The sequence below is a fragment of the Melittangium boletus DSM 14713 genome, from assembly GCF_002305855.1.
Lineage (GTDB): Bacteria > Myxococcota > Myxococcia > Myxococcales > Myxococcaceae > Cystobacter > Cystobacter boletus.
In genome coordinates this window covers 8655493-8668496 of record NZ_CP022163.1, presented here as the reverse complement: position 1 = coordinate 8668496, position 13004 = coordinate 8655493, and the positions used below count along the sequence as shown (strand labels likewise).

The window sequence follows — 13004 nt, the reverse complement described above, 5'->3', positions numbered from 1 at the left end:
TCCGCCTGGTGAGTAGCGAGGCCGGGAGGTCACGAGGAACTGACCTCCCGGCTAATGCCGCCCCAACGCCCTGTCCCAGTCAGCCAACTGCATGGACACCGTGTATTTGTAGGCGCTAGAGATATCCTCGAAGTCCTTCGGGGGAAGCGTGGCGAGGCGCTCGCGCAGGAAGCCAGGATCGCCGAGTTCTTCGCGGTGCTTGAATCCGGTGTCCACCTCCACCAAAACAGGAATCATCCGGAGCACGGCCTCCATGCAATCCTCTCGGGTCGCACGAGACATGCGCTCCACCGTCAGCGCCAGGTGCTCGCGCACCGAGACGGAACCCTCGGGGCACCACGCCTCCAGCGTCTTGCCGTAGATGTCCTCTACCAACTCCTCCAGTGTGTACTCGCGCTCAAACCAGAACGCATAGCGCGGGCCCTGGAGCACGTCCCAGAAGCGCACCAGCGCGGCGAGCCGTCTGGCCATGCGCTCCGCGCTGCGCCGCGGGCGTGGAGACACAACATGATGGAGAGCCCCCCATGGGGTGCTCAGGCAGAAGGACTCGAAGGCCTCCCGCGCGCGCTGGCGCTCCTCTTTCGGGACGCCTTCGTCCAAGCTCAGGAAGACGTCGGAGAACAGGTGCACCCGCCAGCGGGGATAGGGGAGGAGATTGGAGTCGGCCCCCGAGTGCATGATCAGCACTTCGCCAGGCGTCACCTGAAGCATCTGCCGGGGCTGGGTAAAACCACCCGTCTTGAGGTACTCCCGGGCCCACCCCTGGCCCTTGGCCCTCACCTTGCGGAGGACGGCGCCAGTGAGGCCGTGGAGCATCGCGGGAAACTCCAGCACCGGCGACTGTGACACGGTCATGGCTCAGGCCCTACCACAGCGGTCACGTGCGCCTCAAGCGCCAGGACCCGAGCTCGCGCCAAGAGCGTCGACGCCTCCCGCTGGCTCAGCGGCAATCCACGGGCAGGTAGACTTGGCCCTGGAAGCCGCTGGGCCAATCGCCCCTTTCATAGGCCGCCCGGAGCGCCTGCTCGACCCACCCGCCGCGCTGCTCTATTTCTTCCCGGGGCAACGCCTCTTCCTTCTGGGCCGCGCGCTCCTTCCAGGAAGCGTTGGGCTGCTTGCGCCGGTAGCTCCAGCGGTAGAGCGTTACTCCGGGCTCAGGCGTGCGCCAGGACAACTGCCAGAGGGCCCCCCCGTTCTCGAATTCGATGAAGAGCGAGCCGTCGAAGCCGGTGCCTCCCGAGAGCTGCTTGTGGGGTTCAACGGCCGCGTTGAGCGCCGCCAGGTAGCGCCCCGCCTGTGCTCTCCCTTCCTTGCGCCCATCCTCATTGTCCGGCTTGATTTCGAAGAGCACGAGAGCGCGGGTATCGGTGATGTCCGGGCGCAAGCGTCTGGCGAACTTCGAGAGACGCTCAGGGTCTCCCAACCGCCCCTCTTCCACAATGGTAGAAAGGTTGACGGTGTCGAGGAAGACGGCGTGGGTGGGGTGCTGTACACGGTATTGCCTGCCAATGGCTTCATGTGCGGCCCGGCCCAGAAAAGCGCCCCAGGGCTCCGAGGTGTCTGGCTTGCGGCCTGGGAGATTGGAGGAGGGAGGCTCCGCGTGGGCGCCGAGGGCCACACCGAGCACCAGGAGAAAACCCGCCAGTCTCCAGGTGCTCCTCGTCTTGGTCGCACGCTCTTTCATGGCCACCGTGCGAATTCCCGCTACGACTTCGCCGGGGAGGAGGGGGCCTTGAAGGCACCACTTTCAAGGTCATGTGGAGGGTGCTACCCTAGCGGTCAGGTGGGAGGGTGAAAGCCCACCTGGGCGGAAGTGGGTCCGGGGAGCCGGACGGTCGAGGCAAATTCCTCGCGCCCCATCGCGGAGGAACAAACGTGGCCTTGAAGGCAATCATGGAGCGTTTCACGCAGCGCAGTCCCGTCACGGTGATGGTGCGCCGCACGCTTGAGCATGCCCTGAGTTCGCAATGGATTGATGAGGTATTCGAAGCGAACCGAGAGCAGCAGTACACGCGCGAGTTGCTCTTCTCCTCGGTAGTGGATTTGATGGGAGTGGTGGCGCTGGGACTGCGACCGTCGCTGCACGCCGCGGCGCAGTCCGACCCGGACTTGACCGTCTCGCTGGCGGCGCTCTACGACAAAGTCAATCACACCGAGCCCCAGGTGGTGCGAGCCCTGGTGCAAGGGAGCGCGGAGAGGTTGTTGCCCGTGGTGCGGCCCATGAAGAAGCAGGGGCCGTGGGCGGCGGGTTACCAGGTGCGAGTCTTGGATGGCAATCACCTCCCCGCCAGTGAGAAGCGGCTCAAACCGTTGAGAGAATTCCGAGGAGCTGCGCTGCCCGGACAGTCGTTGGTGGTGTATGCGCCGGAGTTGAGCCTGGTGGTGGATGTGCTGCCGGCTGAAGACGCGCATGCACAAGAGCGGGCGTTGATGGGGCCGGTGTTGGAGCGAGTGCGGGAGGGAGAATTGTGGCTGGCGGACAGGAACTTCTCCACGAGCCGGATTCTGCGCGCGGTGCATGAAAAGAGAGCGGCCTTCATCATCCGAGAGCACGGCGTGTCGCCCAATCCGACCGCGCTGGGGGAGCGGAGGGAAGTAGGCCGAGGGCCAGCGGGACGTGTGTACGAGCAGGCAGTGCGAGTGGAGGGGGAAGAGCCGTTGGAGTTGAGACGGATTGAAGTGGAGTTGGAGGAGCCAACAGAAGACGGGGAAACAGCCATTCGGCTGCTCACGAACGTGCCCGAGGAGAAACTGAGCGCCGTGGAGGTAGCGCAGCTGTACAGGAAGCGCTGGACGATTGAAGGGATGTTTGGAGAGTTGGAGGCCGTGCTCGAGAGCGAGGTGCGGAGTTTGGGGAGACCACGAGCGGCGCTGCTGGCCTTTGGGGTGGCGGTACTGGCCTACAATGTGTTATCGGTGGTGAAAACCGCGGTGGAAGCCAGCCATGACCTGGAGGCTGCCAATATGCAGGTGTCCACCTATTACATTGCCGCCGAAGTGAAGTTCGCTTACGGAGGAATGATGATGGTGGTGGAGCCGGAGGACTGGAGCGGACAGGAGGTACGGAGCGCGGAGCAGTTGAGTGAGCTCCTGCTGGAGCTAGCGAAGAAGGTGAAGCCTTCCACATTGCGCAAACATCCCCGCGCCGCCAAGAAGAAGGTGAAGAAAGGCTATGTACCGGGAGAGGTGGCGCGCAAGCATGTGGCAACAGCACGTGTGCTCAAGGGCGAGAAAATCTCCTGAACAGCAGACGGAGGCCAACCAAGGCAGGCAAGAGACCAGTAGCACCGCAGCGCCGGGCGCTTCATGGCATGGCTATGTCTGATGGTCTGCCCAGCTTCACTGATGCGCCCTCATCCGCCCTGTCTAAACCATAAAGGTGGCGAGCCACTATTCGACCTTGAAAGGGGTGGGCCTTGAAGGCGCTGTAGCTGGTGATGAGGTTGCGGTAGTCGGGGATGTGATTGGACAGCAGCGAGCCCAGCCCCTCCACGTCACGGCGCCAATCGCGGTGCAGCTCGCACGCGGCGGCGAACCACGTCACCAGCTGCGCTCCCGCCTCCGACATCCGGTTCCACGCCGTGTGACGCGACACCTCGTTGAACGTCCCCGACGCGTCCGTCACGATGAACACCTCGAAGCCCGCCTCGATGGCCGACAGCGCCAGGAAGGCCACGCACACCTCCGTCACCACCCCCGCGATGAGCAGCTGCTTGCGCCCCGTCGCCTTCACCGCCTTCACGAAGTCCTCGTTGTCCCAGGCGTTGATTTGTCCGGGGCGCGCGATGAAGGGCGCCTGGGGGAACTTCGCCTTCAACTCCGGCATCAGCGGTCCGTTGGGCCCGTCCTCGAAGCTCGTCGTCAGGAGGGTCGGCAGCTTGAAGTAGTCCGCCAGGTCCGCCAGCGCCAGCACGTTGTTCTTGAACTGGTCCGGGTTGAAGTCGCGCACCAGCGACAGCAGGCCCGCCTGGTGGTCCACCAGCAGCACCGCGGCGTTGTTGATGTCCAGACGGCTGTAGGGCTTGCTCATGTCTTTCCTCGGGGGGTGGCTCGCCGTCTCGGCGACGGCGTTGCGTGTGAGAGGGATATACCCCGCCCCCGCTCCCGCCAGTAGATTGCCGCTCTACACACTTCGTTCCACCCATGGGACAATGCGGCCGAGTCAGTCCGCTCTCGACGCGATGAGCGCGATGTTGCGGGGAGAGAGGCGCGGGTCGAAGACCTGTAGGAGTTCGACCTGAAAGCCCATCTCCTCCAGGAGGATCGCGCGATCGAGCAGAATCACGACCTCCAGCGCCCTCGCGAAGCGATCCCTCAGCAGATGGCAGAGGAAGATGCGCCTCGTCTCGGAGCGAACGGACGCTTCAAATGAATTCAGCTCGGCTTCCGTCATACCGACATCGAGCCCCAGCCGATCCAGCCGATCGCGCGCGTAGACGGCGAAGCTCTCGGCGTAGAGCGCCTTGGGCGCATCACCCGCCCGCACGAAGCCGCGCTCGGGAAACCTCCGCCTCAACAGGAGATCGAGCGCGAAACGCTGCCCGTACACCCGTTTCATCAGGGCGAACTCGGCCTCGGTCTTGTCGCGCCGTCCACGCGTCGCCAGGAACAGGGCATGCCGAGTGAAGGGAAGTCGGTGGGCTTCCCCGAAGCGGGATACGGGAAGATCCCGCGCGGCATCCAGCTTGTCGTAGCAGCAGCCAAAGTTCAGGAGGAGTCCTGCGTCCTGGCTCTTGCGAATCTGCGTGAGCGCGAGCGGCCCGCAGGTGTGGAGACCCATCGAGGCGCTTTCCCGGCCGGAGAAGAGCGGATCGATCGCGGGCTGAGGCCCGTCTTCGACGGAGGTGTGGATGAAACACAGCTTGTCCCGAGGCAGGGTCCGGGCTCTTCGCAGCCAGTCCCTGCCCTTCTCCTGCAAAGCGGCATCACGATCGATGCTGTGGAAGGTCCAATTGAAAGACTTCACACAGAGACGGGCGAGATGTCCCATGCCGCCCCCGATGTCGACCGCCTGGCGGATCGTCCGCGTTCTCGGCTCGAGCAGGGCGAGGACTCTCTCGACCTCATGGATTTTCTTGGCATTGAGTCCCTGCGCATCCGCGACCGCCAGGCGCTGGACGCCCTGATGCCAAGGCAGCTCCGTCAGCGCATGAAGCGCGAGCAGGAGCGACTGCAGCGACTGGGGAGGGGCACCTGGAAGCGCTCCCTCATCCAGCCTCCGCTCACCCGCTTCATCGAGGGATTCGGCATAGGACAACCAGGAGTCGGGATAAGCCGCTCCGGACTCCGGCCAATTCTGGAGGATGGAACGGGACCAGAGCTCGGACCAGGGCCTGAGCAGGAGCGTGAGCGCTTCCAGCCGATCCCGAAAATTCATGAGAGGCCTCCGCCCCTTCCCCTGGTCATCTCAGTCGCGGAGGTAGTTGCCATTCCATGCTTCACAAGAGGGTTGTAAAACGACTTACCGGACGCATTTCCCACGGGCAAGTGTGCATCCAGGTGAGTTTCCAACCCACGCACGGCCCCTTCCGCATCTACCTCCGGTGAATAAATGGAGACCGGATGTGCGAGTCGAGAGCATCTTCTTTTCAGAAAAGAACGTTTTCACCGGGCTCTGTTCATTCCGCGCGTTTTGGCCCTAGGATTCCCGGAGCAACCGCAATGCCTGGGGGTCGCCCTTGCCATACGTCGCCTTGGAGTGGGATCACAAAATCGGACAGCCGATGATCAGTTGGCTGGTGGTGGAGTGCGGGGGCGTGACGGAGAAGTGTGGAGGTCCGGTCGCGTTGGCGCCTCGCAGGGATGTCGCCTACTTCGTGGACGCGAAGACGGCTGAACGGGACGCCCACGCCTTCGCCGCGTACAAGAACGCGCAGCACGAGGGCCGTGTCCTGGAGCCGGCGCCCACGGCCGAGCTGCGCTGGCACATGCCCTATGCCTGGGATCACCAGATCTTCAGCCCGCTGCTGCGCTGGGGCGTGCTGGAGTGGAATGGCCAGAGCGGCAAGCCCGGCCCCCGGCCGGACGTGGCCTACTTCCTGGATCCCGACACGGCCGAGAGTGACGCGAAGTGGTTCAGCCGGGAGCGGGATCACTGGCTCGCCCATCGCTCGAGTGCCCCCGCGCTGGCGCTCACCCGCCGCGCGGGCTGACCTTCCATCGCCTCCCGGCTCAACGCCCGTGAACGGGGCGCGGCGTCGCGGAAGATGACACCATGCACGTCACGCTCCTGGGCATCCCCGATTTCGTGAGTGAAGAGCTGGAGCGGGAGTTCCACGCGGAGGCGCTCGCCATCGAGTGCCGTCGCGTGGCCCTGGAGCGTCGCCTGCTCCCGCAGGTGATCCCTCCCGGCCTGGTGGTGTTGTGGGATCCGGGAGGCCCGCTGGAGCAGATGCGCGGCATCTGTCAGCGGCTGGCCTCGCTCGGCTCCTTGTCGCGCACCTGCCTGGTGGTGCTCACACGCCGGGACGAGGTCGAGCGCGAGACGTTGGTGCTCGCGGGCGCCAGCGAATGCATCCCTCCCGAGGGGGAGCGTTGGGCGCCGCACCTGCTCGTCCTCACCCGGCGCATGGGCGTGCCCACCCGGACGGGCGTGCAGTCGGAAACGCCGGGCACTTCGCGAGTGCCGCCCGAGCGGGCCCTGCAGACGTTGCTGGCCGCCACCACGGCCGACCTCGGCCACGACTTCTTCCGCACCCTGGTGAAGCAACTGGCCGAGGCCTTCCGCGTCACCTGCACCATGGTGGGCGAGATGAGCTCCGGGAAGGAGTCCATCCAGACGCTCGCCTTCTGGAGCCGGGGTGCCTTCCAGGAGAACGTGACCTATCCGCTGCGCGGCACGCCCTGTTACAACGCCGTCGCCTGCTCCATCTGCCATTACGCCGACGACGTGAGCCAGCACTTCCCCGAGGATCTGATGCTCACGGATCTCGGCCTGCGCGGCTACCTGGGCGCGGCGCTCCGAAGCACCACGGGCGAGGTCATCGGAGTGCTGGCCATCCTGCACGAGCAGCAGCTCGAGGCGGGAGAGATGGACTTCTCGCTGCTGGGCGCCTTCGCGGCGCGCGCCGGCGCGGAGCTGGAGCGCATCCGGGCCCATGCCGAGCTGGAGCGCACGCGCGACTTCCTGCGCAACACGCTCGATGCCGTACCGGACCCCCTCTTCGTCCGGGACCGGGACCACCGGTGGGTGATGGTGAACACCGCCTTCTGTCAGCTCATGGGACATCCCGCCGAGGCGCTCCTGGGCAGGAGCTCCATCGACTTCCTTCCCTCGCGCGAGTCCCAGGCGTATTGGCTCCAGGACGAGCAGGCCCTGGCCTCGGGCCGGCCGGACGAGAGCGAGCTGAGCTTCACCGATCGCACCGGACTGACGCGAACCCTCCTCACGCGGCGGGCGGTCTTCCCGGGCGCCAATGGCCAGCCCGCCCTGGTGTCCGTCATCCGGGAGCTCACCGAGCGCAAGCGCCTGGAGACGCAGCTGCGGCTGGCGGACCGGATGGCGTCCATGGGCACGCTGGCGGCCGGCGTCGCGCACGAAATCAACAACCCCCTGGCCTATATCAGCTCCAACCTCACCTTCCTGAGCGAGCAGTTGTCCCGGGCGGCACTTCCCCCCGAGGCCCTGCCCGAACTGTGCGAGGTGGTGGCGGAAACCCAGGAAGGTGCCGGTCGCGTCCAGTCCATCGTCCAGGATCTCAAGACCTTCGCCCGCGCGGACGAGGAGCGCCGGGGTCCCGTCAATGTCCACCAGGTCATCGACGGGGCGCTGCGGCTGGTGCGCAATGAATTGCAACGCCAGAACACCCGGCTGGAGCGGTCCCTGGACCCGGTGCCCGCGGTCCTGGGCAACGAGGCTCGCCTGGGACAGGTGCTGGTGAACCTGCTCGTCAACGCGCTACAGGCCTTTCCCGAGCAGCGCGCCACGGCCAACCTCATCCGCATCACCACGCGGCGCGGAGGGCCCCGGCAGGTGGTGCTGGAGATCGAGGACAATGGGGTGGGCATGAGCCCGGAGGTGATGCAGCGCATCTTCGATCCCTTCTTCACCACCAAGCCCGTGGGCGTGGGCACCGGCCTGGGCCTGGCCATCTGCCACACCATCATCCAATCCATGGGAGGGCAGATCGACGTGCGCAGCACGCAGGGCAAGGGCACCACCTTCCTGGTGTCCATGTCGGTCTTCGGAGACGAGGACGAGGAGGAGGGCCTGGTCCAGCCGACCCGGCTCGCGGAGGACGCCCCACCGCCCGCGCTCCTGCGCGTCTACGGCTGAAACACCCCGCATACCCGTGCAACGCGCCCAAGCGTCTGGGCGCCCGGGCCGGGTTTCTCGTGAGAGCCGGAGCTCCCCTCGCCGGGATGGAGCCGGCTCAGCGCGGTGTGAGCTTGAGCAGCTTGCCGTTGGTGGCGTCGGTGAGCAGGTAGAGCGCTCCCTCGGGACCCTGCACCACCTCGCGGATGCGCGCTTTCAAGTCCGTGAGCAGCCGCTCCTCGCCCACCACGCGATCATTGCGCACCATGAGCCGCACCAGCGCCTGGCTGGAGAGGCCTCCGATGAAGATGTTGTTGCGCCACTCGGGGAAGAGGTCCCCGGTGTAGATGGTCATTCCCGAGGGCGACATCACCGGATCCCAGTAGTACACGGGCTGCTCCATGCCCGGGCCCTGGGTGCTCTCGTGGATGGGCGCGCCCGAGTACTCCTCGCCATAGCCGATGGTGGGCCAGCCGTAGTCCTTGCCCGCCTCGGGGCGGTTGAGTTCGTCACCTCCGCGGGGCCCCATCTCCACCGTCCACAGCCGCTTCTGGCTGTCGAGCGCCGCCGACAGGATGTTGCGGTGTCCCACCGACCAGATCTCCGGCTTGGCCCCCTCGGTGTTCACGTACGGGTTGTCCTGGGGCACCGAGCCGTCGGGATTGATACGGACAATCTTGCCGAAGTGGCTTTTCACGTCGCGCGCCTGCACCCGGCCCTCGAGGATGGAGCGCTCCCCGAGCGTGACGAACAGCTTGCCGTCGGGGGTGAACACCAGCCGTCCTCCCGCGTGCAGGGTCGACTCGAGCGTGGGCATCATGCGGAAGATGATCTGCACGTCCTCCACGCGCGGCTGCGCACCCTCCACGAGCTTCGCGCGTGCCACCGCCAGACCATTGCCGCCCGCGCGCGGCTCGTAATAGGTCCAGTAGATGAGGCCGCTTTGGGCGTAGTCGGGACCGATCTCCACGTCGAGCAGACCGCCCTGCCCTCGGCCGTCCACGGGCGGCAGACCCGTGACGGCGGGAGACTTCTCGCCCTGGGGCGTGACGATGTAGAGCGCGCCGGTGGGCTTCTCCGTCACCAGCATGCGCTGGTCAGGGAGGAAGGCGATGGCCCAGGGGTTGCGGAAGCCCGAGGCGATCTCGGTGACCTGGAAGGCCGTCTTCGTCTGGATGGCCGGGGCGCGCGTCTGACCTGGGAAGGCCGGCTCGAACTCGGGCACGTTGGGAGGACCCGTTGGGACTGGAGGGCCGCTCGGAAGGGGTTCCTCGGGGATGCCCGCGTCCTCGGACGGGATGCCCGCGTCCTCGGACGGGATGCCCGCGTCCTCGGGGGGTTGAGGCGTGCCGTCCGTGGGGTCGGGGGTCTTGCTGCTGCTACAGCCCGACAGGAGGGCCGCGAGGAGGATGGTCATCGACAAAGTGCGCATGGGGCTCTCTCCACGAGAATGATGGTTCCGCCCAGGGGGATGGCGGAAACGGGAGTGTACGCATCCTTGCAAGTCCAACAAGGGTGCTGACATCCCGACTTCCCGACTCCAGATGGAGGGTGCCCGAGCACCGGGGGCCCCCAAGACATGGAAGCGCCGGGAATAAGCGTCAGCGCGCGGCGGACCCGGACTCCTCCGCCTGGACCTCCCGCCGCTGGTGCTTCGGCTTGCGCACCTCCGCGGGGTCGGGCGGCTGCGCGTGCGCGCAGTGCGTGAGCGACGGAGGATCGAAGCACTCGAGCCGGAAGTCGTTCTTCTCGCACCGGCCGCGCGGGGTCGCCGCGCACTTCACCTCCGCGCGGCTGGCCTTGCAGTCATAACCGCACTCGAGGGCCGTGGATGCCGTGAGGCAGCCAGGCCTCGGCGTCCGCGCGCCAAGCTCGTGGATGACGGACTCGGGCGGGTCCCAGCACTTCAGCTCGCCGAGGTGCTCCCGGCACACGCCATAGGGCGTTCGCGCACAGGCGATCTTCCCCTGGGCCACGAGGCAATTGAAGCCACAGGCCGCCTCGTCGCCAATCCCCTTGCACTCGGGGCGCAGGCCCTCGTCGGGCGGATGGTGGATGGCCGCGAGCGGGGGGTCGAAGCAGTACACCCTGTCATGGAACATCGCGCAGGTGCCGTAGGGGGTACTGGCGCAGCGGACGTCGTTGACACTCCGCTGACAGGAGTAGCCACACGCCGTCTTTCCATTGGCGAACAGGCACGAAGTGGGCGGAACCGTCGGAGTCGAGGCCAGGAGGGTGAGGCCGAGAAGCGCGAGGAGCATGGGCACCGCGACGAAGTCCGAGGCCCGTTTATTCACCCTCTTCGGTACCGTTGCACCCGGGCGACTGACGGGAAAAATACCGCCGGAGACACCACGCTCCAGCCTTTTCACCGGGCTGGAACTGTTACGGAGACTGAGAATTGAGCAAGCAGAGGCACAAGGCAGGCACTTTCGTCCGACTGGCGCTCGCCGATGGCTCATTCGGGTACGGCCGGCTGTTAGCGCCACCCTATCTCGCCTTCTACAATCTCAGGACCGAAAGCCCAGACGCCGATGTAGACGGCATTGCCTCGAGGTCAGTCCTCTTCAAGATCGCCGTCAACCTGCTCGCGCTGAAAGCGTGGGAACCCATTGGATGGAGAGAGCTCGAAGAGGACCTGATTCAACCGCTCGTTCAGTTCAGGCAGGACGTGGGCGATTTCCGTCGATGCACCATCTTCGACACCACTGGCAACAAGAGAGCCGCCGAGCCCCAGGACTGTGTGGGACTTGAGCGAGCCGCGGTCTGGGAACAAGCATCCGTCGAGGAGCGTTTGCTCGATGCCCTCCGAGGACGTCTCAACTCCGCCGTGGAACACCTGAAGGTGCGCCTGCGGTGACGAAGCTTCAAGGGCCCTGTACTGAAAGGCGCTCCAGGTAGGCGCACAACAGCTCCGCGGTGGCCGTCATCCACGGCTCGAGTTCACTCCGGCTCGGCTTCCGACCGGTCACCTTCTCGGCGATCGCGCCCAACGACAGCAGGAAGAAACCCGTCAGGAAGACCACCTCCGCCATGGAGCGATGGGGCAAGGCCGGGCGGGCGGCCCCCTCGTCGCGGCGCCCTCGCTGCATCGGCCATTGCTCGACGTGCTCCCGCCGGCAACCCCTTGAGGGCAGCAATGGACTCGGCCAGCTCGGCGATGGCACCACGACCAAGCGCGATTCCCGTGCAGGTGCCTGGTCCGATGGCACCACCTGGGCCTGGGGCTACAACTCCGACGGCCAGATTGGTGATGGAGGACCAGCCCTGTACGCCACGACCCCCATCCGCTCCCTGCTGTACTGAGTGACCCACCCTGCTCTAACACCAATAGACCGCGCTTCAGCCCCGTACCTCGTGCGCGACATCTTCCCGCCCTCCAGCATCACGCCGCCCTGGTACCAGCCCGCCCCCGAGTTGCTGGTGTCCTTCCGCGACCGCCTGTTCTTCGCCCCCTACTTCGCCGACGGCCACGGCGGTCTGTGGACGAGTGATGGCAGCGAAGGCGGCACGGTGGAACTCAAGCGCTTCCCCGCTGAAAGCGAGATCCCGGGGAACCCGGTGCGGGAGCTCACGCCCGTGGGCAACCAGCTCTTCATCGTTGGCAAGGACGAGGTCTACGGCCGCGAGCTGTGGGTGAGTGACGGCTCCGCCAGCGGCACGCGCCTGGTCAAGGACATCACACCGGGCGCGGGCGACACGAGCCTGATGGATCTCACCCGCCTCGGCACCCGGTTGTTCTTCATTCGCACCCAGATGAGCGAGGACTACTCGGTCCGCAGCGAGGTGTGGAGGAGCGATGGCAGCGAGGCGGGCACCTTCCGAGTGAAGGACCTGGGTCCAAAATCGTACGTGAACGGCACGCCCACGGTCATGGGCGGCACACTCTTCTTCTCCGTGAACGAGCCGGAGCACGGCTCCGAGCTGTGGCGCACGGATGGCACCGAGGCGGGCACCTTCCGGGTGAAGGACATCGAACCCGGCGCGGGCGGCTCCTATCCCCACTCCTTCCAGACCGCGGGCGGCTCGCTCTTCTTCATCACGGACACTCAGTCCCGGGATCAGGAGCTGTGGCGCACGGACGGCACCGAGGCGGGCACACAATGGGTGCGCGCCCTGCCTCGCGTCAGCACCCCCGTCGCCTCGTTGATGCCGGGCACCGGCTCCAACGTCTTCCTGGCACGCTCGGGCGCGGACCACCTGATGCGCCTGTCGTCGCTGGAGCTCGACGGCTCGGGCGGCGTGCGGGAGCGGGAGGTGGCGACCCTGACCAATGATTATGCCGCCCAGGAGGACGCGGACCCCGGCGTCGTCACCTTCGCGGTGGCCGGCGGCAAGCTCTTCTTCGCCCAGGCCATCTCGTCTGGCGGCCCCGTGCCCCTGGAGGTGCATCTCTGGGTGACGGATGGCACCCAGGCGGGCACCCTGCAGCTGTCGCGACTCCTGAGCAAGAGGGACGAGTTCCAGAGCCGTATCTACGCCGTGGGTGACCGCGTGCTCTACAACGAATCCGGGTTGGACCTGGGGCTGGAGCCCTGGGTGTCGGATGGCACGGCGGCGGGCACCACCCTCGTCCAGGACCTCAACCCGGGCGGAAACTCGTTCCCGTACCGCTTCACCCGTGTGGGATCCACCGTCTACTTCGTCGCCTACGACGACACGCATGGCTATGAGCTGTGGGCCCTGCCGATCAACGACTGAACTCAGTGCACGCTGACAAACGCTTTACACGCGTCCCTCGCGGGTGCTC

Annotated in this window: 13 protein-coding genes; 6 read left to right on the top strand and 7 right to left on the bottom strand. The window is 66.1% G+C overall.

Annotation, left to right across the window (positions count from 1 at the left end; translation table 11 throughout):
- Window positions 1–51: 51 nt before the first annotated feature.
- Together MEBOL_RS35900 and MEBOL_RS35895 are read right to left on the bottom strand one after the other, a co-directional pair.
- Window positions 52–855: a hypothetical protein gene (locus MEBOL_RS35900; RefSeq protein WP_095981626.1), complete on the bottom strand. Its 804-nt coding sequence runs from the start codon at window positions 853–855 to the stop codon at window positions 52–54.
- 85 nt (window positions 856–940) lie between these two features.
- Complete coding sequence (locus MEBOL_RS35895; RefSeq protein ID WP_095981625.1) at window positions 941–1684, bottom strand: hypothetical protein; 744 nt, start codon at window positions 1682–1684, stop codon at window positions 941–943.
- Window positions 1685–1929: 245 nt separating this feature from the next.
- Between MEBOL_RS35895 and MEBOL_RS35890 the strand changes: the two genes are divergently transcribed.
- Entirely contained in the window at window positions 1930–3243 is a 1314-nt protein-coding gene (locus MEBOL_RS35890) for an IS4 family transposase (protein ID WP_095982807.1), read from the top strand.
- A 61-nt stretch (window positions 3244–3304) separates the two neighbouring features.
- Here MEBOL_RS35890 and ycaC read toward each other — a convergent pair whose 3' ends face one another.
- Both ycaC and MEBOL_RS35880 read right to left on the bottom strand, forming a co-directional pair.
- Entirely contained in the window at window positions 3305–4030 is a 726-nt protein-coding gene (gene ycaC / locus MEBOL_RS35885) for an isochorismate family cysteine hydrolase YcaC (protein ID WP_095981624.1), read from the bottom strand.
- A 132-nt stretch (window positions 4031–4162) separates the two neighbouring features.
- Window positions 4163–5377: a methyltransferase gene (locus MEBOL_RS35880; protein ID WP_095981623.1), complete on the bottom strand. Its 1215-nt coding sequence runs from the start codon at window positions 5375–5377 to the stop codon at window positions 4163–4165.
- Window positions 5378–5723: 346 nt separating this feature from the next.
- Here MEBOL_RS35880 and MEBOL_RS35875 point away from each other — a divergent pair, with 346 nt between their 5' ends.
- Complete coding sequence (locus tag MEBOL_RS35875; RefSeq protein WP_095981622.1) at window positions 5724–6152, top strand: hypothetical protein; 429 nt, start codon at window positions 5724–5726, stop codon at window positions 6150–6152.
- Window positions 6153–6214: 62 nt separating this feature from the next.
- Window positions 6215–8275 carry a two-component system sensor histidine kinase NtrB gene (locus tag MEBOL_RS35870; protein ID WP_095981621.1) on the top strand — a complete coding sequence of 687 codons (2061 nt, stop codon included), beginning with the start codon at window positions 6215–6217 and terminating at the stop codon, window positions 8273–8275.
- Window positions 8276–8372: 97 nt separating this feature from the next.
- On the opposite strand, the gene MEBOL_RS35865 is transcribed toward MEBOL_RS35870, so the two are convergent.
- Both MEBOL_RS35865 and MEBOL_RS35860 read right to left on the bottom strand, forming a co-directional pair.
- Window positions 8373–9686: a PQQ-dependent sugar dehydrogenase gene (locus MEBOL_RS35865; protein ID WP_095981620.1), complete on the bottom strand. Its 1314-nt coding sequence runs from the start codon at window positions 9684–9686 to the stop codon at window positions 8373–8375.
- Between the two features lie 169 nt (window positions 9687–9855).
- A complete protein-coding gene (locus tag MEBOL_RS35860; protein WP_245919162.1) occupies window positions 9856–10551 on the bottom strand; it encodes a hypothetical protein in 696 nt (231 codons plus the stop codon).
- A gap of 104 nt (window positions 10552–10655) precedes the next feature.
- Here MEBOL_RS35860 and MEBOL_RS35855 point away from each other — a divergent pair, with 104 nt between their 5' ends.
- On the top strand, window positions 10656–11114 hold the full coding sequence (locus MEBOL_RS35855) for an immunity 26/phosphotriesterase HocA family protein (RefSeq protein WP_095981618.1): 459 nt from the start codon (window positions 10656–10658) through the stop codon (window positions 11112–11114).
- Between the two features lie 7 nt (window positions 11115–11121).
- Here the strand turns inward: MEBOL_RS35855 and MEBOL_RS41635 are convergent, their stop codons facing one another.
- Window positions 11122–11289, bottom strand: a complete 168-nt coding sequence (locus MEBOL_RS41635; RefSeq protein WP_157823868.1) for a hypothetical protein — start codon at window positions 11287–11289, stop codon at window positions 11122–11124.
- On the opposite strand from MEBOL_RS41635, the gene MEBOL_RS35850 reads away from it, so the two are divergent.
- The gene (locus MEBOL_RS35850) at window positions 11288–11560 is read left to right on the top strand and encodes a hypothetical protein (RefSeq protein ID WP_095981617.1); all 273 of its coding nucleotides are present in this window, start codon (window positions 11288–11290) and stop codon (window positions 11558–11560) included. The genes MEBOL_RS41635 and MEBOL_RS35850 overlap by 2 nt on opposite strands.
- A 51-nt stretch (window positions 11561–11611) precedes the next feature.
- Window positions 11612–12955 (top strand): ELWxxDGT repeat protein, encoded by a 1344-nt coding sequence (locus MEBOL_RS35845; RefSeq protein WP_170115664.1) that lies wholly within the window; start codon window positions 11612–11614, stop codon window positions 12953–12955.
- Window positions 12956–13004 lie beyond the last annotated feature (49 nt).